The following is a 22,758-nucleotide window of genomic DNA, read 5'->3' as shown; positions in this document are numbered from 1 at the left end:
TATAATTTCTAAATAGTATATCAGAAAATTTACTAGAGGAATAGACATTAAAATAACAGCGATTAATAAGTCCTTTTTCGCTCTTTTTAATCTCAAAGGTTCAAATTGTTCATTAAACGACTTGAGTTTCAGTATAGACTCATTTTTATTTAAACCTTGCAATGACAAATGCTTTTGAAGATACTTAAAGCTCTTACCATCAATATATCTTCTTTTTAAGACTTTATCTAAATCATTTATTGGTTTTGAGTCCAAAATTCAATTAATTACAAATCAAACCAAGTATCCACTTTAGTAGCGTTACAAGGTTGATCAACTAATGATTTATGAATAAACTCGTTATTACATTTCGAATATTCATAGTCTTTAGCCCAAGTTTCATGATGCTTCGCTAAGTTAATAATACTATCGCAAACAAATTCTATCTCGGCATTTGTTGTTGTAGGATGTATAGACATACGAATCCAACCAGGTTTGCGGATCAAATCTCCAATAGAGATTTCGTTAGTTAATTCGTTAGACATTTTTTGATCTACATGTAATAAAAAATGGCCATATGTACCTGCACAACTGCAACCACCTCTAGTTTGTATACCAAATTTATCATTCAATAATTTCACTCCTAAGTTAAAGTGTAAGTCGTCTATATAAAATGAAATCACGCCTAAGCGATCTTTATGCTGACCAGCCAGAATATTAATATTAGGAATTGGATCTAATTTTTTGAAAATGATATCTACTAACTCATGTTCTCGCTTCAACATATTATCAATTCCCATTTGCTCCTTTAGCTTTACTGAAAGCGCCGTTTTTATAGTCTGAAGGAATCCTGGTGTTCCACCATCTTCTCTATCTTCAATATTGTCAATATACTTATGCTCTCCCCAAGGATTGGTCCAACTTACTGTACCACCTCCAGGGCAATCTGGAACCATATTTTTATATAATTTTTTATTAAAAACTAAAACACCCGAAGTTCCTGGTCCACCTAGAAATTTATGAGGAGAAAAGAAAACAGCATCTAGCTGAGCATCTTTATCATTAGGATGCATATTAATTTCTACATAAGGGGCTGAACATGCAAAATCCACAAAACAAACACCTCCATGTTTATGCATTAATTTAGCAACATCGTGATGTGGTGTTTGGATACCTGTAACATTAGAGCCACCAATAATTGAAGCAATCTTAATGGTACAGTCTTTGTATTCTAAAAGTAATTTTTCTAAATTCTCTAAACAGAATAGTCCATTTTCATCTGGTGGGACAACCTCAACCGAAGCTATGGTTTCTAACCAAGACGTCTGATTAGAATGGTGCTCCATATGTGACACAAATACAACAGGCCTCATTTCATCTGGAATCGATGTGTAATCTTTTAAATTCTCAGGAACTTTGAGTCCTAATATGCGCTGAAATTTATTCACCACGCCAGTCATACCATTACCAGAAACAATTAAGACATCATCTTCATTACAATTTACATGGTCCTTAATGATTTGTTTGGCTTTATGATACGCTTTGGTCATTGCAGTACCAGAAACAGTTGTTTCTGTATGTGTATTGGCAACAAATGGACCGAATTCGTTAGATATTTTTTCCTCGATTGGTCTGTATAAACGACCTGAAGCTGTCCAATCTGTATAGATGATTTTTTGCTCACCATAAGGTGACATAAAAGTCTGATTTTGCCCTATAATATGTTCCCTAAACTGATTAAAGTATAACTCTAAATCAGTAATTTTGGTTGTTATAGTATCAGAAATCAAAGTCATAACAAGATTCTTATATTTATTTCAAAGGTACTAAATATTAGCGATGGCTTTAATTTCACCAATAAACCTATCAGCTAAAGTATCTGCTGCATCTTGCGATGGAGCTTCAGTATATATTCTAATAATTGGTTCGGTATTACTTTTACGTAAATGTACCCAACTATCAGAAAAATCAATTTTTACACCATCAACAGTTGTTAACTTTTCTTGACTATAATTAGATTCCATAGTATTCAAAATACCATCAACATCTAGTCCTGGTGTTAACTGTATTTTCTTCTTGCTCATAAAGTAATTTGGATAAGACGCTCTGAGTTCGCTTACCTTCATTTTCTTTTCAGCTAATAAACTTAAAAAAAGCGCTACGCCAACTAAAGCATCACGACCATAATGTGAATCTGGATAAATAATACCACCATTACCTTCACCTCCAATAACAACATTATTCTTTTTCATTAAGGTGACTACATTTACTTCACCTACAGCACTTGCTTCATACATACCTCCGTGCTTTTCAGTAACATCTCTCAACGCTCTTGTAGAACTCATATTACTTACAGTATTTCCTGGGTTTTTACTTAGTACATAATCTGCACATGCAACAAGTGTATATTCTTCTCCAAACATCTCACCAGTTTCATCCATAAATGCTAAACGATCTACATCTGGATCTACTACAATTCCAAAATCAGCACGCTCTTTTACTACAGCATTGGCCAAATCACCTAAATGCTCTTTGAGTGGCTCCGGATTATGTGGAAAATGACCTGTTGGATCACAATATAATTTCAATGGGTGCACACCTAAACGCTCTAAAAGCAATGGGATTGCAATTCCTCCAGTAGAATTTACACCATCGACTACCACTTTAAAATTTGCAGCTTCTATAGCTTTTTTATTTACTAGTGGCAATTCTAAAACCTCATCAATATGAATATCAATATAAGCTTCATTCTTTGTTATCTTTCCTAAATCGTCAACTTCTGCAAAATTCATATTGTTAGATTCTGCGATTTCTAATATCTTTAGTCCTTCTGCTCCATTCAAAAATTCGCCTTTTGCATTTAATAACTTTAAAGCATTCCATTGTTTAGGATTATGGCTTGCCGTTAAAATAATTCCACCATCTGCATGTTCTAAAGGCACAGCAATTTCAACAGTAGGCGTTGTAGATAATCCTACATCAACAACGTTAATACCAAGACCTACCAATGTGTTCATAACTAAATTCTGAATCATTTCACCAGAAATACGAGCATCTCTTCCAACCACAACGCGATAGTTCTCTTTGTTGCGTTGTTGTTTTAACCAAGTCCCATAAGCCGCTGCAAATTTTACAGCATCAATTGGAGTCAAATTTTCTTCAACTGCACCACCTATAGTACCTCGAATTCCTGAAATAGATTTTATTAATGTCATATATGTTTCATTTTTAGCAAATATAAATAGATATGTCGATTATGTTAACGTGAATTTGTAAATTTCCAATTAGAAATATCTATAACTATAAGATTCCTGTTTTCACGGGAAATACTATGAATTTTTTAGCCCACATATATCTCTCTAGCGATAATGAATTACTAAGGATCGGCAATTTTGCAGGAGATGGTGTAAGAGGTGGAAATTACACAAGTTTCCCTGTAGCCATGCAAGCAGGTATTCAATTACATCGTGAAATTGACACCTTTACTGATGCACATCCCATAATAAAACAAAGTAAAAAACGCTTACATAAAAACTACAGCCATTACAGTGGTGTCATTGTAGATATTTTTTGCGATCATTTTCTAGCAAAGAATTGGCAACAGTATTCAGTTACTCCATTAGAAGATTATATCGATGCTTTTTATTTAAGTTTAAATAAACATTTTGATCATCTACCAGACCGATTTAAAAAGTTTGTACCTATAATGATAAAAGGAAATTGGTTATTAAGCTATGCTAGAATTGATGGTATTCAATTGGTTTTAGATGGAATGAACAGGAGAACTAAAGGAAAATCAAAAATGAATGAAGCCACAAAAGAATTAAGAGCTCATTATACTGATTTTGAAAATGAATTTACGCTCTTCTTTAAAGAGCTAATTACATTTAGTACTAAAAAACGAAAAGAAATAGAAAAACAATATAATATATGAATCGCTTACTTTCACTTTGTCTACTAGTATTTGTTCTTGTTACAAATTGTAAAAATGAAGAAAAAACACAGGCAAATCCAATCAATAAAAGAGGCTTAATTGCAAAAGAAGCTATGGTTGTTAGTGCAAGAAAAGAAGCTTCAAAAATTGGCGTAGAAATTCTTAAACTTAATGGAAATGCTTTTGACGCTATGATGGCAACCGAAATGGCTTTAGCTGTTGCATATCCCTATGCAGGCAATCTTGGTGGAGGTGGTTTTTTAGTATATAGAATGGCAGATGGCACCAAAGGCGCATTAGATTATAGAGAGAAAGCTCCATTAGCATCTACAAAAAACATGTATTTGGATGAGAATGGAGATGTGATTAAAGATTTAAGTACTGTTGGCAGTATGGCTGTCGGAGTTCCTGGAACTATTGCTGGAATTTTTGAAGCTCAAAAACGCTTTGGCAAACTCGATATAGAAACCATCTTAAAACCAGTGATAGCCTTAGCAAAAAATGGTTATACTGTGACTGATAAACAAGAAAAGCGTATTGCGCATTACGATAGTATGATTAGAGCTGTCAACGGAAAAGAAATACTCTACAATAATAACCTAAAAGCTAATGATAAAGTCATAAACTTACCATTAGCTCAGACTCTAGAACGCATCTCTAAAAACGGTAGAGATGAGTTTTATAAAGGTGAAACTGCTAAACGTCTGGTAAATTACCTTCAAGCAAGAGGAAGTATTATTACACTTGAAGATTTAGAAAAATATGAAGCCAAATGGAGAGATCCTGTACAATTTCAGTATGATGACTTAACAATTACATCCATGTCTCCTCCATCCTCTGGTGGCATTTGTTTGAATCAAATTATGAAAATGGTAGAACCTTTTGACTTACATGATTTTGGACACAATTCCTTAAAATCAATTCAAGTGATTGTTGAAGCCGAAAAACGAGCTTATGCAGACCGTAGCTTTTATTTAGGTGATCCAGATTTTGTAGACATTCCAAATTCAACATTAACGAGCGACGTTTATCTTAGTGAACGGATGAAAGATTTCTCTTTTGAAAACCCAACTCCAGTAGATTCGATTTCTCATGGAGCTATTGTCGGTTATGAAAGTGATGAAACTACCCACTACTCTATTGTTGATCAATTTGGGAATGCTATTGCAGTAACTACAACACTAAACGGAGGTTACGGATCTAAACTTTATGTAGATGATCTCGGTTTCTTTTTAAATAACGAAATGGATGATTTTAGTAGTAAACCAGGAGAGCCAAATTATTATGGTTTAATAGGTGCAGAAGCCAATAGCATTGCACCAGAAAAAAGAATGTTAAGTTCTATGACACCAACAATTGTAGAAAAAGATGGAGAGCTTTATATGTCTGTTGGTACACCAGGTGGATCCACTATTATAACCTCAGTTTTACAAACCATACTCAACGTCCATGATTTTGAATTGACCATGCAAGAAGCTGTTGATGCACCTCGTTTTCATAATCAATGGTTACCAGACGAGATTCGTATGGAACCAAATTCTTTTAGTCCTGATTTAATTAAACAATTAGAAACTAAAGGTTACATCGTAAATTTAGAACGTACACCAATCATTGGAAAAGTAGATGGCATTTTAATGTTAGAGGATGGTACACTAGAAGGTGGTGCAGATAAACGTGGAGACGATACTGCTGTAGGTTTTTAGGTTTTAACATTGTTTTAGAATTTTCAAATACTCTAAATTGTATATTTATACTCACCGAATCTACTAGACATATTTACTTCTTAAAACCAATCAAAAAATGCGACAATTTATCATTGCAATAGCATTATGCTATTCATTATTCAGCTTCTCTCAAGGCACACAACTATTAAGACAACCAACATTACATGGAGACGATGTCGTCTTTGTTTACGCTAACGACCTGTGGAAATCATCCATTAATGGCGGAACAGCAATTAGACTTACAAGTGATGACGGTTACGAATCTAGCCCTCATTTTTCTAACGATGGGAAGATGATTGCGTTTACAGCACAATACGATGGTAATGTAGATGTTTTTGTAATGCCTTCTGATGGTGGAGAACCAAAACGTCTCACCTATCATCCAGGAGGTGATTTTGTACAAGGCTGGACTCCAGATGGAAAAGTCTTGTTTCGTTCTGGTAGAGAATCTCAGCCGACAATGACTAATAAGTTTTTTACAGTTTCTACCAAAGGCGGACTTCCAGAAGCTTTAGATATTCCTCGAGCTGCTTATGGAGAACTATCATCAGATGGAAAGCATATTGCCTATACTCCAATTACGGGTTGGGATGCAGAATGGAGAAATTATAGAGGTGGTCAAGCCATGCCTATTTGGGTTGTAGATATGAAAACAAAGGACTTAGTAAGAACATCACAACCAACAGGTGAGCGTCATTTAGACCCTGTTTGGTTAAATGGTAACGTTTACTTTATGTCTGAGCGTGACTATACGATGAATATTTGGTCATTTAATCCAAATACAAAAGAAGAAAAACAAATCACATTTCATAAAAAATTCGACGTTAAAAGTCTAGATGCAAGTAAAGACAAAATTGTGTATGAACAAGGAGGTTATCTTCATGTTTATAGTCCAAGTTCTAATAATACAAAACAACTAAATATAGACGTTAAAGCAGATTTAAATTTCTATAGAACAAAATGGGATAATGTATCAGCATTTCAATTATCTAATCCAAATGTATCTCCAAAAGGTAAGCGTGCTATTTTTGAACATCGTGGTGAAATCTTCACAGTACCTAAAGAAAATGGGACTTGGATGAATATAACCAACTCACCAGATGTTGCTGACCGTAATCCTATTTGGTCACCTAAAGGTGATAAAATAGCTTGGTTTTCTGATAAAGGAGGTGAATACCAATTAATGTTAGCCGATCAAGATGGGCAAAACGCAGAAGCTATTAAGTTACCAAATCCTACCTTCTACTTTCAACCAGATTGGTCACCAGATGGCAAATACATTGCCTATTCAGATACGCATTATAATGTCTGGATTCTTAATTTAGAAACCAAAAAAACGATTAAGGTAGCAACAGATCGCTATGCACATCCTAATAGAACTATGAATCCGGTTTGGTCGCCAGATAGTAAATGGATTGCGTTCCCAAAACAACAAGATAGTCATTTTAAATCCATCTTTGCTTATAACGTAAATTCAAAGAAAACGATACAACTTACAGATCCAATAGCTGATGCTATTACACCTGTTTGGGATGCTTCAGGTAATTATTTATACACATTAGCAAGTACCAATTATGGCTTACAATCGGGTTGGTTAGATATGAGTAATTACGATCCTGCTGCTAATTTAACAAGAAGTTTATATGCTGTAGTACTAAATGCTAATGATGACGCACCAAATCTTCCGAAGAGTGATATGGAAGCCATAAAGAAAAAAGAAGCAGACGAAGATAAATCGGATGACAAGAAAGATGATAAAAAGTCTTCAGATGGAGTTACAGTAACTATTGATGAAAACGGTATTTTCGATCGTGCTGTTGCTTTAGACTTACCTGCAAGAAATTATATAGCCTTATTAAAAGGTCCTAAGAATAAAGTCTTTATTGCTGAAGCTATACCTAATGCTAATGGATTAAAAGTGCATTCTTATGATGTCGAAAAAGAGAAAGCAACGGATTATGCAGATGGTGTTAACCAAATGGTAGCCTCAGAAGATAGAAAATCAATTTTACTCTTTCAAAATAGAAGTTGGGTTTTAGCAAGTGCAACTGCTCCACCAAAACCTGGAAAAGATAATTTAAAAACGAATCTTAAAATAAAGCTCGATCCAAAAGCTGAGGCACATCAAATCTTTAAAGAAGGTTGGAGATATATGAGAGACTTCTTATATGTAGATAATGTGCATGGAGCACCTTGGGATGATGTTTACAAATGGTATGCACCTTGGATTGATCATGTACGACACAGAACAGACTTAAACTACGTTGTGGATATTATGAGTGGTGAAGTTGCCGTAGGACATTCGTATGTGTCTGGTGGTGATTTCCCTAATGTAGATCGTGTGCCTATTGGCTTATTAGGTTGTGATATTGAAGTGGTGAATGGCAACTTCAGAATTTCAAAAATCTTTAATGGAGAACGTTGGAATCCGAATTTAAAAGCCCCTTTAGCACAACCAGGAATTAAAGTTAATGTAGGTGATTATATTTTAGCAATTAATGGCACTCAACTTTCTGCAGGACAAAACCCTTACAGTTTATTAGAACAAACTTCTGGGCGCGAAATCAATATTACAGTAAACTCTCAACCATCAATGACAGGTGCTAGAACGGTTTTAGTTAAACCTGTTGGTAGCGAACGTGGTTTAAGAACTATTGATTGGGTAGAAGGTAATCGCAGAAAAGTAGATGAGTTATCTAAAGGTAAGTTAGCCTATGTCTATGTTCCTAACACTGGAGGTGGTGGTTTTACCTCATTTAATCGTTACTATTTCTCTCAACAAGATAAGAAAGGAGCAGTTATAGACGAGCGTAATAATGGTGGTGGTTCTGCCGCAGATTATATGATTGATATTATGGGTCGTGAGCTATTCGGTTATTTTAATAGTAAAGCAGGAGATAATAGACCATGGACTACTCCAATTGCTGGTATTTGGGGACCAAAAGTGATGCTAATAAACGAACGTGCAGGATCAGGTGGTGATTTATTGCCTTATATGTTTAAAATGAAAAATATGGGTCCATTAATCGGAACAAAAACTTGGGGAGGCTTAGTAGGAACTTGGGATACACCACGTTTTATTGATGGAGGTCGTATGGTTGCACCAAGAGGTGGTTTTTATGATGTCAATGGAGAATGGGCTGTTGAAGGTGAAGGTGTTGCACCAGATATTGAAGTGATACAAGAGCCAAAGTTAACGTCTAAAGGTATAGATCCGCAATTAGAGCGTGCTGTACAAGAAGCCTTAAGATTATTAAAGGGTAATGAATTTAAAATGAAACCAGAACCAAAAGCTCCTGTGCGTTGGAAACGACCAGCTGGTTACAAATCTGATAATTAATATATGGCAAAATTCGATGTCATTGTCTTAACGGATCATCGCTATTTAAAAGATAGTGATGATCCGTATAAGCATAATGTCTTTTACGAAGACGAACTTGTAGTTAACGCTCTTAAATCTGAAGGCTTAATCGTAGATAGAAAAGCTTGGGATGATTTAGAATTTGATTGGTCAACAACAAAGGCTATTATGTTTCGGACAACATGGGATTATTTTGATCGCTTTAATGAATTCTCAGAATGGCTGCGTTTTGTAGCAAAGCAAACAAAGCTTTTGAATTCTGAACGATTGATTCGTTGGAATATAGACAAGCACTACCTCAACGATTTAAAAGCCAATAAAGTTCATATTCCAGAAACTGAGTTTATTGAAACTGGCACTGAGATTACGCTTAAAGAACTACACAACAAACTTAATTGGTGTGATACCGTATTAAAACCCTGTGTTTCTGCTGCCGCAAGACATACGTATAAGCTAAATCCCAGCAATCTCTCTGAACATGAGACTATTTTTGCTGAGTTAATTAAAAGTGAAGCCATGATGCTACAGCCTTTTCAACATAACATTGTGAGCCAAGGTGAAATTTCTATGATGGTTTTTAATGGCCAATTTACACATGCTATTTTAAAAAAGGCCAAAGCTGGCGATTTTAGAGTACAAGACGATTTTGGAGGTTCTGTATATGACTACTCACCAACTGAAGCTGAGATTAAGTTTGCAGAACATGCCGTAACAGGTTGCCCAGAATTACCATTGCATGCACGTGTAGATATTTTTCTCGATAATGATGAAACCCTAGCGGTTTCGGAACTAGAGCTTATTGAACCCGAATTATGGTTTAGGAATCATCCTAATGCCGCTAATGTTTTGGCTAAGGCAACAAAAGAAAAGTTAACTTTGTTCTAAACACTAATATATTTTGGCAAAAAAACTAACACCTAAACGCATTCTAAAAATAATTGGAGGTATCATCATATTCTTCACCTTACCAACACTCCTACTCTTTGGCTTCATGTACTTAAAATACAATGAAGATTTACCAGAAGGACAACAAGGAGCAGAAGCAGATGCCTTAGCCACTCAAATGCTACAAACCTTAAATGAAGAAGCTTATATAAACACAGATTATTTAGAATGGACCTTTAAAGGGCGTCACCACTACAAATGGTATAAAACTGATAAAACTTGTGAAGTCTCTTGGGATGATTTTACGGTGATTTTAGATTTAAAAAACCACGATAATTCTAAAGTATTTGTTGCGAAACAAGAGTATGACGGAGTAGAAAAACACGATTACATTCATAAAGCAGAAACCTACTTTAACAATGACTCGTTTTGGTTAGTAGCACCCTATAAATCTTTTGAAGCCAATGTAGAGCGTCGATTAGTTAAAACTGATGCTAATAAAAATGCACTTTTAGTCACATTTACTTCTGGTGGCACAACGCCTGGTGATTCTTACTTGTGGCATTTAGACGACACAGGCAAACCTAAAAGCTACCAAATGTGGACTTCAATTCTACCTATTGACGGTTTAGAAGCCACTTGGGACAATTGGATCACAACAGAAAGTGGTGCGCAATTGCCTAGCTTTCATAAGTTGTTGTTTTTGGATTTGGAGATGGGTGATGTTAAAGGACTTTCATTTAATTAGGTGTATAATATTCAGCTGTGAATTCTCCATCAGTAATACTTATAGTCTCATTTGGATCGGTTAAAGAGGTTAACTCAGCGGTAAAAGTCCCTTTAATTTCTTCGCCATCATCAGATAATACGGTTATTGCGCCACAATTCGTATCGCTTGTACCACTGCATTTATATTCTTCATCGTTTTCATTAAAATATCTAACAGAACTAAAGCCTGAATTTAATTCATAAGTACCTACGTCTTGCAACCCAAAAAGACTAATCAACAGAATCTTAGCAGAAACGTCATTTCCACTTATTGTTAAGTCTTTGCTGTTAGCACCTTCTTGAATGCTAACATATACTTGACTAGAATTAAACTGTTCACCATTAATTTTAGCAGTCAATCGAGAATTTAAATCTGGCATGTCGTTATCTGAAGAATCATCGCTTTTAGAACATGCACAAACTCCTGAAATTATAAGGATAAGTAATAAAAATTTTGTTTTCATAATATAGTGGTTTACATGTATATCGTAAATTATATATTATGTCATCATATTTTATAAATTATTTAGAACTTTGTCCTTTAAACTGCTGTGTCTTTAGCTTAAACAACACATTAAAACTCGTTAAACTACCATAACTTCTGGTAATATATTGCTGTAGATCTATCTTTTCTTGCGCTTCTAAATTACTGGAGTTAATCTTCTGCTCCATCACACGCAAGCGATCGCGCACCATTGTAATCTTATGAAAGAATTTATCTATAGGCAATTCACTAGCCTTTAAGTTCTCATCACCTGGTTGCATTATGAGTTTACCACCTTTCCACTTATCTGCAATGGTAATGACCTCAGAGGCATCTGACCATTTTTTAAGTATATCTCTTAAGCTTTTTTCTACTTCGTAAAAACTGACGGTATCCACATCATCTTCAGCGGCTTCTATCACATCAAAGTCTGAGTCTAAATCTATAGTTTCTAAACCTTTATCTATAAATGTGACCCAATAGTGTTTTGCCGTGACGTTAGTAATGACTCCTTTACCAAATTCTGGGTGGTTTATTCTTGAGGATATTCCTAGTAGTTTCATAAATTAATTTTAAGCTTTAGGTATTTAATTTTGTTATGTTATGTTAATATTGGGTTAGCCATACTAGTTTTACCATTAGATGCTTTACCCGTTTCATGACAATACTTTTCTGGAAAGTATATATCACCATATCGATTCCAAACTTTCCAAGCCTCTTTTGACAAAGGTTGTTGAGGATTAAAAAGGATTTCTTCTCTAGTACGAATACAATAACCTACTTTTTTTGGATTTTGAAAAGTTTCAGCTTTTTCACGCTCAGGTTTCTTTCCGTATTTCTTCTCTATGATAGTTTCGGTTTCCATATCAAATTCGCTAAAGTAACGTTTTTCATAATGACCACAATTATCAAAAAAGTCATCACAAATATCGAATATAATATTTGACCCTACTCTTTCTTTTTTTAAGCCAAATAAACTTTTAGAATACTGAGGTCTTTTAATATAAACTACCTCACTAGATTCGTGAATTAGTTGATGTGTAAAATTGTATGTTTCTTCAAACAATTTATCTAAAGGATATAAAATAGTTTTAGAAAAATATACGCCATACTCTACATTATGAATCATAGAATAACCATATAAATTCAATGATGTGATTAGACCTTCATTTTCATTAGAATAATGTTTTGCATGCAAATCTTTATTATATAAAATCGTAATATTCTTAAAATCCTTAAAATATTCTAAATCATTCTCGTTGAAACTATTGTATTTATAATCTTCGTTCTCTCCAAAAACAATGTATAAAGCTATTTTTGGTGTATTTTTTATTTTCTCTAATATTTCTTTAGTATGCTCATCTAGTTTTATAAAAGGAGAAACTATCACCACGTACTTTTTGGCATTCCAAATAATATCAGTGAGTTTACTTTCTAATGCTTTTCCCGTTAAAAATGTACTCATTGTATACTTGTATTTTATTTAATTTTGTTTTCATTTATATTATTTTTAATTTCTTTAATATATCGTGCTTAAACTTGCTTAGTGGTCTTTTATGAAAATCTTTTGTATCTAATTCTGTTCCAAAAAGAATCCTATAAATTTCATTTTTACTCAATTGAATAGAAGGAAATAAATCTTGAATTTTTTGTATGTAAGTATCTGAATATGCATCTTTAATTTTTATCTGTTTTTACTTTGTAGCGTTCCATAATCCAATGGATGGCAGATTTACCATAATTATCAAAACTTAAATAAAGAATAACCTACACCAATTCCTAACCAAGGTAGTTTATCATAATTCCATTTTTCTGAGGCTTCACCTAAACTGTAGTCCCATCCATAGAAAACTCCAAAATTAAATTTATTAAATGCGTACGTTGCTCCAAAACCAAAACTAAATAAACCTTGATTGATTGTGTTTCCTGATTCGATAGGAATATTAGCCGATGAAGTGTTTGAACTATTTAACTCGACTGTAGATGCACCAAGAATTATACCTCCTGTTAGTTTCCAGCTATTAGATTTATTACCAACTTTGTCTCTAAACATAAAACTAGAATTACCATAAGAGAAACCTAGTAAAAAATTTAAATTAATACCGCTAGTAAAATCTTCACTTACATTATTTGCCTCATCTTTAAATCGATATTTTAAAGGTATAGTTAAAGAAGATATTGTAAATTCAGTAAATGGAAGCCATAACTTTTGTCGATTTTTTAATGTTATATAATAGGTGGAATTAATGGTATCTTTTTTGTTCAAAAAAGGGTTTATTATAATTTCATTTTTATCATCTGGAAACTTAATAAAAGCCTTTATAACTTCATTCCTGTTTGGACTCTCTGCAATCAGATATTTCTGTTTTACAAAAAAATCGTCATTCACTAATTCTACTTTCTTCACCTCTACACTCTTCCCGTTAATAATCTCCGAAGTCGTATATTCAATTTTTTTATAATCTTTAAAACGGTTCTTTATAGAATCTTGTTTTACAGAATCCAAATCTGAAAATTTGACTTTTTTCTTAACTTTTAAATACTTAAGCTTACTCTTGGGAACATAATATGTTCTCTTGTATGTATCCTGAGCATAAATCATAATTGTAAAAAAGAAAAAGCTGAAAGCAAATAAGTATTTCATAATCCGGTTGGTCATTTAGTTAATCATTAAAATTAATAGTAAGCACCATATCAAACTAGACCCAATACTGAGTAAATATGCTATTCGTGCAGTCAACAAAGAATTATGTGATTCTATACCATAAGGATTGGTACATTAGTAAATTATAAAGTAAGTTATAAAAAATATAATTTCTCACCTTTTTAATTAGATGAAACGACAATTAATTATGTGTAATGCAATAAGTTATTTTGTGCTTTTTAATACTTAAAAAGCATAAAATCGTTGATATTCTTATTTATTCTTAATAATTTTACAGTATTCGCATTTTTGACCTTTTGATTATGAAAAAATCATTTTTTACATTGTTATTTTTAGGATTCTATTTTTTAAGCTTTTCACAAAGCGAACCAAAAGTAGGTGACCAACTCGTAATTAATAAATCATCAACTTACAATTATGTAAAATTTCCTAAACTGAATATATTAACAAAACGTGGGAAAGTAGCTAACTACAAAAGTGTATATGGTAACTTGGTTGTTGTAGATGAAGTAATTACTACAACTGATGGATCAACTTATATGATTTTAAAAAAAAAGACGGTTCTAAGTTTTTTGGATATTTAACCAAAGTTAAAGCCCATTACTCCAAATCTATTGAAGCTGGAGAATTAGTTACAACTAAATAATTTTTGTTTAGTATTAGCACTAACTATTAAGCCAATAAACTAATTAAAGCTTTATAACAAACTATAACAAATAGTATAGAACAGATTGATAAACCAATAACACCAACGGTAAAATAAATTTGTTCTTTCTTAACAACTAAGTCTTTCAACATTAAATGTGAAATATTAGCTTTTTGGTTAATGATTCTAACTTGTGATCTCATAAAAATTTAAATTCTTTAATAATCTCAATATGTAAGGGGCATAATGGTTATTGTATACTTAATTTTACTTTATTAACTAGAGTTTTTAGGTTTACCGATCGCAATATACAAAAATTTATCCATACAACGATAAAATATGTATTTCATCAAAAAATAATTTATGAGGTTTACCTATACATTCATTCTCAGTATAAAATTTTGTGATATACCATTTAGAGAATTAGCTTAATTATTCTAATTTAAATTAATGAGATTGCTTCGTCCTTCGTACTCGCACTGACCGCAAAATTTGTACCTTTGCGCTTTTGCAAATCTATGAGCCAATTCGACGATTCTATTGAAGTAAAAGGTGCACGTGTTCACAACCTTAAAAACATTGATGTGACTATACCTAGAGAGAAGCTAGTAGTTATTACTGGGCTTTCTGGTAGTGGTAAATCATCTTTGGCCTTCGATACTATTTATGCAGAAGGGCAACGTCGCTATATAGAAACTTTCTCTGCTTATGCACGTCAGTTTTTAGGCAGTTTAGAGCGACCAGATGTGGATAAGATTGATGGTTTATCTCCTGTAATTGCTATAGAGCAAAAAACCACAAGTAAATCACCACGTTCTACAGTTGGTACCATTACAGAAATCTATGATTTCTTGCGCTTATTGTATGCCAGAGCTGCAGATGCTTACAGTTACGAAACTGGTAAAAAAATGGTAAGCTATAGCGATGCGCAGATTAAAGCGTTAATATTAGCGTCTTATAAAGGTAAACGCATTAACATCCTATCACCAGTGATTCGGTCTCGTAAAGGACATTACAGAGAATTGTTTGAACAAATTGCCAAACAAGGCTTTGTAAAAGTGCGTACAGATGGCGACATCGTTGACCTTGAAAAAGGCATGAAACTAGACCGTTACAAGACGCACGATATAGAAATTGTGATTGATCGTTTAAAAATTGATGAGTCGCAGGATAACGAAAAACGATTAATGGAAAGCATTAATACGGCCATGTATCATGGTGATGATGTCTTAATGGTGATAGACCAAGAGACTAACGAATCGCGTTATTTTAGCCGAAATTTAATGTGTCCGTCTTCTGGGATCTCATACCCAAATCCAGAACCAAATAACTTCTCTTTTAATTCACCAAAAGGTGCTTGTCAAAACTGTAACGGAATTGGAGAATTGTATGTGGTTAATGATAAAAAATTGGTGCCAGACGAATCTCTATCTATAAAAAATGGTGCCTTGGCTCCTCATGGTCCTGAAAAGAAAAGTTGGATTTTTAAACAGTTTCAAACCATAGCACAACGTTTTGAATTCTCGTTAGCCGATCCATGGAAAGCCATTCCTGAAGAGGCGAAACAGATTATACTCTATGGAGGAAAAGATAAATTCACTGTTGAAAGTAAAATTCTTGGTGTTGCAAGAGATTACAATATCGATTTTGAAGGTGTTGCTAACTTTATACAAAACCAATACAAATCTAATTCTACCTCTTTAGTGCGTTGGGCAAAAGAGTATATGGACAAAGTAGAATGTTCTGTTTGTAATGGTTCTCGTTTACGTAAAGAATCTTTATACTTTAAAGTTGACGGTAAAAGTATTGCTGATCTGGTAAAAATGGATGTGGTAGAACTTGGAGAATGGCTAGAAGGTTTAAATGCGCGTTTATCCGAAACCCAACAAAAAATTGCTGAAGAAATCATTAAGGAAATTAAAGCGCGTACACAGTTTTTATTAGATGTAGGTTTAACCTATTTATCACTAAATAGAAGTTCTAAATCTTTGTCTGGCGGTGAAGCACAGCGTATTCGTTTGGCCACACAGATAGGCTCTCAATTGGTTGGTGTCCTCTACATTTTAGACGAACCAAGTATTGGCTTACATCAACGCGATAATGAAAAACTTATTAATTCTTTAGTAGCTCTTAGAGATGTTGGGAATTCGGTTATTGTTGTTGAGCACGATAAAGACATGATTGAACGTGCAGACCATGTTATTGATATTGGTCCTTTTGCTGGTAAATATGGTGGTGAAATAATAAGTGAAGGCACACCAAAAGCGTTACTAAAAGAACATACGCTTACTGCAGCTTATCTCAATGGTGAAAAAGAGATTGAGGTTCCTAAAACCAGACGAAAAGGGAATGGTAAAAAGATAGTCTTAAAAGGCTGTACAGGAAATAACTTAAAGAATGTTGATATAGAAATTCCTTTAGGTAAAATGATAGGTGTCACTGGTGTTTCAGGCAGTGGAAAATCAACTTTAATTAACGGAACACTCTATCCTATTCTTAATGCCTATTATTTTAATGGTGTTAAAAAGCCAATGCCTTACAAAAGCATTAAGGGTTTAGAGCATGCAGATAAAGTTATAGATATTAACCAATCACCTATTGGACGAACTCCAAGAAGTAATCCAGCAACCTACACAAAGACCTTTGACGAAATCCGAAGTCTTTTTGCTAAAATACCTGAAGCTATGATTCGTGGTTATAAACCAGGACGTTTTAGCTTTAATGTTAAGGGTGGACGTTGCGAAACCTGCCAAGGTGGTGGATTGCGTGTTATTGAAATGAACTTTTTACCAGATGTCTATGTAGAGTGTGAAACTTGCCAAGGTAAACGCTTTAATAGAGAAACATTAGAAATTAGATATAAAGGAAAATCTATTAGTGATGTGTTGAACATGACGATTGAAGACGCTGTAAGTTTCTTTGAGCATATTCCTAAAATCCATAGAAAACTAAAAACAATAAAAGATGTCGGTTTAGGCTATATCACTTTAGGACAACAAAGCACAACGCTGTCTGGTGGAGAAGCACAACGTATTAAGCTAGCCACTGAATTAAGTAAACGCGATACTGGCAATACCTTTTATATTTTAGATGAACCTACGACGGGTTTACATTTTGAAGACATTAGAGTCTTAATGAAAGTACTGAACAAATTAGCAGACAAAGGAAATACAGTTTTAATTATAGAACACAACTTAGATGTTATAAAAACCGTTGATTATATTATAGACATTGGTTTTGAAGGCGGAAAAGCTGGTGGACAAGTTGTTGCTAAAGGCACACCAGAACAAATTATAAAAGATGAAAATAGCTATACGGCTAAATTTTTGAAAAAAGAATTGAACTAGTAATATATTGCTTCAGTTGCTAATGTGAATTTAAAAGAATTATATTAGTAGGTTTGCAATACTAAAATATGATATTGATATATGAGAAATGAGAAAAACCATAAAAGGTGGAATGAAATTAAGACCAATGACTCTTGGGCGATTTTTAAAATCATGGGAGAGTTTGTTAACGGTTATGAGAAGTTAAGTAAAATAGGTCCTTGTGTTTCTATATTTGGATCTGCAAGAACAAAACCAGATCATAAATATTATAAACTTGCTGTAGAAGTCGCTCAGAAAATAGTTGATAATGGCTATGGAGTGATTACTGGTGGTGGACCAGGTATCATGGAAGCTGGTAATAAAGGTGCACATATTGCTGGAGGTACTTCCGTAGGTCTAAACATTGAATTGCCTTTTGAGCAACATGATAATCCCTATATAGATGGTGATAAGAGTTTAGACTTCGATTACTTCTTTGTGCGTAAAGTTATGTTTGTAAAATACTCGCAAGGCTTTGTGGTAATGCCAGGAGGTTTTGGAACTTTAGATGAATTGTTTGAAGCGATTACCTTAATACAAACCCACAAAATTGAAACGTTTCCAATAATTTTAGTTGGAAAAGAATTTTGGGGCGGATTAATGGATTGGGTTAAATCTACACTTCTTGATGCTGGTAATATTAGTGCTAAAGATTTAGATTTAATACATCTAGTAGATTCTGGAGACGAAGTCATAGAAATACTCAACGCCTTCTATGAAAAATCTGGATTAAGTCCTAACTTCTAAGAAACCAAATTTTGTATTCACTGCTATGAAGAAGAAAATCCTAAGTTTCTTATTATTTAGTTTCGTTTTTAGTTTAAATGTTTCTGCACAAGAGACCTTTAAAGTGATGTTTTATAATTTGCTTAATTATCCGCTCGAAACTGCTGTTGCTAATCGTGAAGACGATTTAGAACTAATCCTTTCAGACTATCAACCCGATTTATTTTTAGTTTGTGAGTTGAATAATATTACTGGTGCAAACACGGTTTTAAATATTACAAGATCATCCATAAGTGCTAATTTTGAAATGGCTACCTATGTCTCTAACACATCAGACGATCTTTCTGGAAACCAAAACGATTTGCAGAACTTACTGTATTATGACAGCACAAAATTTATTCTTGATGAGGAAATTATAGTCCCAACTGAGCTCAGAGATTTTAATGTTTATAAACTCAAATTAAATACTGTCGACCAAGCTACAAACCCAATTGAATTTTACGTTGTGGTTTGTCACCTCAAAGCTTCAAGTGGCACCGTAAATGCACAACGTCGTTTTGAAATGGTTCAAGAATTAGACGCTTATTTAAATACGCTTCCGGCAACAACCAATGTGATGTTGACTGGAGATTTAAATATTTATACAGCTACAGAATCTGCTTTTCAGGAGTTATTAGATAGCACCAATAATATAACATTTGCTGATCCTGCCAATCGCATTGGTAGTTGGAACAATAATGTAAGCTTTGTCGATGTGTTTACGCAATCTACACGCACGCAGAATGGGTTTGGTGGTTCTACAGGTGGTTTTGATGATCGATTTGATTTTATCTTAACTTCAGAAAACATGATAAGCACATCAGCTATTAGTTATGTCGCTGATTCCTATCAAGTTTATGGAAACAATGGTTTATCTTCTTGTTACAATAGTCGTATTAATTCTACGAATTGTGGTAATTCAAGTTCTGAATTCTCATTTGAAATTAGAGATGCCTTACACAATTTTAGCGATCATCTTCCCGTTACATTGTCTTTAGAAACGGATGCAACTGTACTTAATGCTAATAATTTTGATAATGTTATTAGCTTCAGTTTAGAGAAAACAATCATTAAAAATGAGTTGGTGATTAATGTAAATGATTTTCAACTAAAAAACACAGACCTCGTTATATACAATAATATAGGTCAAAAAATAAAGACGCTGCGCACCAATACAGATAACAAACAACGATTCAATATTTCTGGCTTAGCAAGTGGCTTATATTATATTGAGCCTCTAAATCTAAACGTTAAACCGCTTAAATTCATTATATCTAATTGATTAGAAACTTATTTATATCGTTTGTTATACTAGTTTTTAGTAATCTATTATGGTCTCAAAATGAAATTAGCATTGATGCCATTGTAGATGTTGAAACTAAAACTATTAAAGTCTCTCAAACTGTTATATATAAAAACGAATCATCAGATATTTTAAAGGAGATTTATTTAAACGATTGGAATAATAGTTTCTCTACTAAAAACACTCCACTCGCCAAACGTTTTGAAGAAGAATTTAGCACTAAATTTCACTTAGCTAAAAGTGAACAACGTGGTTATACACTTGTTACGTCTATAAAAGACAAAGACAATACGAGCTTAGAATATGAAAATTTAAAGGCGCATCCCGATGTCATAAAAGTAGATTTAAAAACGGCGTTACGGCCTCAAGCGTCTTACACTCTAACTTTAGAATATATTCTTGTTATTCCTGATGCTAGTTTTACAGATTATGGCTATGCTAAAAGCAAAGATTTTGAACTTAAATATTGGTATATCACTCCTGCGGTCTATGATGGAAAGTGGAATTATTACAGCAATAAAAACTTAGATGATTTATTTGTCCCTAAGTCAGATATCACCATAAAAATAACGCACCCTTTAAACTACAGAGCGACATCAGAATTAGATTTTATCTCATCAGATAGTAATAGTGATAAAACACTAACTACTACATTATACGGAAAAGACAGAGTTGACACCTATTTATCATTAAATAAATTCCCGCGATATGGATTTGTACAAACCGATGATTTAATTCTTATCTCCAACATTAATGAAAAGGGGCTTCCAGGTGCCCAAAAAGCCATATTAACCGATAAGATTACGCGTTTTTTAAGAGATCACTTGGGTGAATATCCTCATAAACAATTATTAGTATCTAATATTGAATACAATAAAAACCCATTGTATGGTCTAAATCAGTTACCCGATTTTTTACGTCCATTTCCTGATGAGTTTCAATACGAATTAAAATTGCTTAAAACCTCTCTAAAAAAATACATTGATAATATATTACTACTTAATCCTAGAAAGGAGCATTGGCTAGGTGAAGGACTTCAAATTTATTTTCTGGCAAAATATGTTGAAGAGAATTATCCAGATATGAAACTTTTAGGAACATTAGCAAATATTTGGGGAATCAGAGCTTTTCATGCTGCGGATTTAGATTTCAACTTTCAGTACTTTTTATATTCTATGGAGGTGGCTCGAAAAAATAGAGATCAGCCTTTAACAACATCAAAAGACTCACTCATAAAGTTTAATGCAAATATCGCTGGAAAATATAAGGCTGGTGTTGGTCTAAATTATTTAGATCAATTTGCTGATGATATGTCATTAAATGAAAGCATCAGGGAATTCCTTAATTCTAATAGCTTAAAATCCGTTAACATTTCAGATTTTGAATCCTTTATAAAATCAAAAACCAGTAAAGACATTAATTGGTTTTTTACAGATTACGTGAATACAAGAAAGAAAATTGATTTTAAGATAAAAGCCATAGAAACCACTGAAGATTCTATTAAAGTTACATTAAAAAATAAAAGAGAGAATAACATGCCTATATCTCTTTTTAAATTGGTGAATGATTCAGTAACAGATCAATTATGGATTGAGGATATTAAAGATACTAAAACCATAAGCTTACCAAAAGATAATACCGAAAAATTTGTATTGGACTACGATAATGTTGTTCCCGAATTTAACCAAAGGGATAATCATAAATCCGTAAATGGTTCATTCATTAACAACAAGCCTTTACAATTTAGACTTTTTAAAGATATAGAGGATCCTGACTATAATCAGATTTTCTTTATGCCACTCGTTGAGTTTAAAAACATTTATGACGGATTAACTTTAGGTACCAAAGTTTATAACAAAACCATTCTTAGAAAACGCCTTAATTACAGGTTTTCACCACAGTATGCTACTAAATCTAAATCTTTAACTGGCTCAGCATCTGTATTCTATACTCATAATATGGAAGATCAGAATCTATTTGATATTTCTTATGGTGTTTCTGCTAGCTACAGATCTTTTGCCGAAGACGCGTTCTTCACAAGAATACGACCTTCAGTTTCATTTACATTTAGAAATGACAATGATTTTAGATCGGATCAATTAGATCGTATCACAGCACGTTATGTGAGCATCCGTAGAGATATTGGTGAAAATGCTATTGTAGAAGTCGACGAGCCAGACTATGGTGTTTTTAACTTAAGGTATACGCATTCTAATCCTGGTATAATTAACTTTTCGCGTTTTGCAACAGACTTCCAGGTCGCAGATAACTTTAGCAAGCTTTCACTCAATTATGAATTCAGAAAATTGACTAAAAGCAATCGAAATATTAATTTTAGATTATTCGCTGGTGTGTTTTTAGATAATAATACGAACCCTAATTCAAACTACTTTAGTTTTGCTCTAGATCGTCCCACAGATTATTTATTCGATTTAAATTATTTAGGAAGATCTGAAGCCGCAGGTATTTTTAGTCAACAAATCATTATTACTGAAGGTGGTTTTAAATCTATGTTAGAAACTCCCTTTGCTAATCAATGGATGACTACAGGAAACTTTAGCACTTCTATTTGGAGATATATTCAATTCTACGGAGATGTTGGATTAGTAAAGAACAAATTTGATTCTGCAAATTTTGTTTACGATTCTGGAATTAGACTCAATTTAGTTGAAGACTATTTTGAAATCTATTTACCCTTATACTCTAACCGTGGATGGGAAGTCGCACAACCAAATTATGATGAACGCATACGCTTTATGTTTACGGTAGATCCGCAAGTGCTCTTAGGGCTTTTTAGAAGAAAGTGGTATTAAAAAGTAGATAACTCACTTATTAACGAATTCTTATCAATATGTTAAAATATTGAATTATTTTAT

General features: G+C 33.3%; 17 protein-coding genes. 10 read left to right on the top strand and 7 right to left on the bottom strand.

What is annotated here, in order from left to right:
- Window positions 1-266: 266 nt before the first annotated feature.
- Window positions 267-1,775 carry an aminotransferase class V-fold PLP-dependent enzyme gene (locus WPG_RS13860; protein WP_045473763.1) on the bottom strand — a complete coding sequence of 503 codons (1,509 nt, stop codon included), beginning with the start codon at window positions 1,773-1,775 and terminating at the stop codon, window positions 267-269.
- A 30-nt stretch (window positions 1,776-1,805) separates the two neighbouring features.
- Window positions 1,806-3,194, bottom strand: a complete 1,389-nt coding sequence (glmM, locus tag WPG_RS13855; RefSeq protein WP_045473760.1) for a phosphoglucosamine mutase — start codon at window positions 3,192-3,194, stop codon at window positions 1,806-1,808.
- Between the two features lie 116 nt (window positions 3,195-3,310).
- On the opposite strand from glmM, the gene WPG_RS13850 reads away from it, so the two are divergent.
- The 5 genes from WPG_RS13850 (at window position 3,311) to WPG_RS13830 (ending at window position 10,631) form a co-directional block, all read left to right on the top strand.
- On the top strand, window positions 3,311-3,913 hold the full coding sequence (locus WPG_RS13850; RefSeq protein ID WP_045473759.1) for an ACP phosphodiesterase: 603 nt from the start codon (window positions 3,311-3,313) through the stop codon (window positions 3,911-3,913).
- Window positions 3,910-5,616: a gamma-glutamyltransferase gene (gene ggt, locus WPG_RS13845; RefSeq protein WP_045473757.1), complete on the top strand. Its 1,707-nt coding sequence runs from the start codon at window positions 3,910-3,912 to the stop codon at window positions 5,614-5,616. Before WPG_RS13850 ends, ggt begins: the two co-directional genes overlap by 4 nt.
- 97 nt (window positions 5,617-5,713) lie before the next feature.
- Window positions 5,714-8,977 carry a S41 family peptidase gene (locus WPG_RS13840; protein WP_045473755.1) on the top strand — a complete coding sequence of 1,088 codons (3,264 nt, stop codon included), beginning with the start codon at window positions 5,714-5,716 and terminating at the stop codon, window positions 8,975-8,977.
- Window positions 8,978-8,980: 3 nt separating this feature from the next.
- Window positions 8,981-9,883, top strand: coding sequence for a RimK family alpha-L-glutamate ligase (locus WPG_RS13835; RefSeq protein WP_045473753.1), 903 nt, complete (start codon window positions 8,981-8,983; stop codon window positions 9,881-9,883).
- Window positions 9,884-9,896: 13 nt separating this feature from the next.
- The gene (locus WPG_RS13830) at window positions 9,897-10,631 is read left to right on the top strand and encodes a hypothetical protein (RefSeq protein WP_045473752.1); all 735 of its coding nucleotides are present in this window, start codon (window positions 9,897-9,899) and stop codon (window positions 10,629-10,631) included.
- Here WPG_RS13830 and WPG_RS13825 read toward each other — a convergent pair.
- From WPG_RS13825 to WPG_RS13810, 4 genes are all read right to left on the bottom strand, one after another.
- On the bottom strand, window positions 10,624-11,115 hold the full coding sequence (locus WPG_RS13825) for a DUF6252 family protein (protein ID WP_045473751.1): 492 nt from the start codon (window positions 11,113-11,115) through the stop codon (window positions 10,624-10,626). The genes WPG_RS13830 and WPG_RS13825 overlap by 8 nt on opposite strands.
- Window positions 11,116-11,173: 58 nt before the next feature.
- Window positions 11,174-11,698, bottom strand: coding sequence for a hypothetical protein (locus WPG_RS13820; RefSeq protein ID WP_045473750.1), 525 nt, complete (start codon window positions 11,696-11,698; stop codon window positions 11,174-11,176).
- Between the two features lie 38 nt (window positions 11,699-11,736).
- Window positions 11,737-12,600: a hypothetical protein gene (locus WPG_RS13815; protein WP_045473749.1), complete on the bottom strand. Its 864-nt coding sequence runs from the start codon at window positions 12,598-12,600 to the stop codon at window positions 11,737-11,739.
- 279 nt (window positions 12,601-12,879) lie between these two features.
- Window positions 12,880-13,779, bottom strand: coding sequence for a porin (locus WPG_RS13810; RefSeq protein ID WP_144374481.1), 900 nt, complete (start codon window positions 13,777-13,779; stop codon window positions 12,880-12,882).
- Window positions 13,780-14,102: 323 nt separating this feature from the next.
- Here WPG_RS13810 and WPG_RS13805 point away from each other — a divergent pair, with 323 nt between their 5' ends.
- On the top strand, window positions 14,103-14,384 hold the full coding sequence (locus WPG_RS13805; protein ID WP_045473746.1) for a hypothetical protein: 282 nt from the start codon (window positions 14,103-14,105) through the stop codon (window positions 14,382-14,384).
- Window positions 14,385-14,472: 88 nt separating this feature from the next.
- Here WPG_RS13805 and WPG_RS18245 read toward each other — a convergent pair whose 3' ends face one another.
- The gene (locus WPG_RS18245) at window positions 14,473-14,649 is read right to left on the bottom strand and encodes a hypothetical protein (RefSeq protein WP_171817188.1); all 177 of its coding nucleotides are present in this window, start codon (window positions 14,647-14,649) and stop codon (window positions 14,473-14,475) included.
- Between the two features lie 315 nt (window positions 14,650-14,964).
- Here WPG_RS18245 and uvrA point away from each other — a divergent pair, with 315 nt between their 5' ends.
- The 4 genes from uvrA to WPG_RS13785 all read left to right on the top strand — a co-directional run bounded on the left by uvrA (window position 14,965) and on the right by WPG_RS13785 (window position 22,695).
- Window positions 14,965-17,793: an excinuclease ABC subunit UvrA gene (gene uvrA, locus WPG_RS13800; protein WP_045473744.1), complete on the top strand. Its 2,829-nt coding sequence runs from the start codon at window positions 14,965-14,967 to the stop codon at window positions 17,791-17,793.
- Between the two features lie 81 nt (window positions 17,794-17,874).
- Window positions 17,875-18,561, top strand: coding sequence for a TIGR00730 family Rossman fold protein (locus tag WPG_RS13795; RefSeq protein WP_045473742.1), 687 nt, complete (start codon window positions 17,875-17,877; stop codon window positions 18,559-18,561).
- A 25-nt stretch (window positions 18,562-18,586) separates the two neighbouring features.
- Window positions 18,587-19,861, top strand: coding sequence for a hypothetical protein (locus WPG_RS13790; RefSeq protein ID WP_045473740.1), 1,275 nt, complete (start codon window positions 18,587-18,589; stop codon window positions 19,859-19,861).
- On the top strand, window positions 19,858-22,695 hold the full coding sequence (locus WPG_RS13785; RefSeq protein ID WP_045473738.1) for a metalloprotease: 2,838 nt from the start codon (window positions 19,858-19,860) through the stop codon (window positions 22,693-22,695). Before WPG_RS13790 ends, WPG_RS13785 begins: the two co-directional genes overlap by 4 nt.
- Window positions 22,696-22,758: the final 63 nt, after the last annotated feature.

Origin of the sequence: Winogradskyella sp. PG-2 (genome assembly GCF_000828715.1) — a bacterium.
Taxonomy (GTDB): Bacteria; Bacteroidota; Bacteroidia; order Flavobacteriales; family Flavobacteriaceae; genus Winogradskyella.
Note: the sequence above shows the minus strand (reverse complement) of the source record. Positions and strands in the feature narration are given on the sequence as shown.

Excerpts from the sequence above, each read along its gene's own strand:
- uvrA (WP_045473744.1), top strand. The coding sequence starts at position 14,965 with ATGAGCCAATTCGACGATTCTATTGAAGTAAAAGGTGCACGTGTTCAC.
- WPG_RS13860 (WP_045473763.1), bottom strand. The coding sequence starts at position 1,775 with ATGACTTTGATTTCTGATACTATAACAACCAAAATTACTGATTTAGAG.
- WPG_RS13820 (WP_045473750.1), bottom strand. The coding sequence starts at position 11,698 with ATGAAACTACTAGGAATATCCTCAAGAATAAACCACCCAGAATTTGGT.
- WPG_RS13850 (WP_045473759.1), top strand. The coding sequence starts at position 3,311 with ATGAATTTTTTAGCCCACATATATCTCTCTAGCGATAATGAATTACTA.
- WPG_RS13790 (WP_045473740.1), top strand. The coding sequence starts at position 18,587 with ATGAAGAAGAAAATCCTAAGTTTCTTATTATTTAGTTTCGTTTTTAGT.
- WPG_RS13810 (WP_144374481.1), bottom strand. The coding sequence starts at position 13,779 with ATGAAATACTTATTTGCTTTCAGCTTTTTCTTTTTTACAATTATGATT.
- WPG_RS13795 (WP_045473742.1), top strand. The coding sequence starts at position 17,875 with ATGAGAAATGAGAAAAACCATAAAAGGTGGAATGAAATTAAGACCAAT.
- WPG_RS18245 (WP_171817188.1), bottom strand. The coding sequence starts at position 14,649 with ATGAGATCACAAGTTAGAATCATTAACCAAAAAGCTAATATTTCACAT.
- glmM (WP_045473760.1), bottom strand. The coding sequence starts at position 3,194 with ATGACATTAATAAAATCTATTTCAGGAATTCGAGGTACTATAGGTGGT.
- WPG_RS13815 (WP_045473749.1), bottom strand. The coding sequence starts at position 12,600 with ATGAGTACATTTTTAACGGGAAAAGCATTAGAAAGTAAACTCACTGAT.
- ggt (WP_045473757.1), top strand. The coding sequence starts at position 3,910 with ATGAATCGCTTACTTTCACTTTGTCTACTAGTATTTGTTCTTGTTACA.
- WPG_RS13840 (WP_045473755.1), top strand. The coding sequence starts at position 5,714 with ATGCGACAATTTATCATTGCAATAGCATTATGCTATTCATTATTCAGC.
- WPG_RS13805 (WP_045473746.1), top strand. The coding sequence starts at position 14,103 with ATGAAAAAATCATTTTTTACATTGTTATTTTTAGGATTCTATTTTTTA.
- WPG_RS13825 (WP_045473751.1), bottom strand. The coding sequence starts at position 11,115 with ATGAAAACAAAATTTTTATTACTTATCCTTATAATTTCAGGAGTTTGT.
- WPG_RS13835 (WP_045473753.1), top strand. The coding sequence starts at position 8,981 with ATGGCAAAATTCGATGTCATTGTCTTAACGGATCATCGCTATTTAAAA.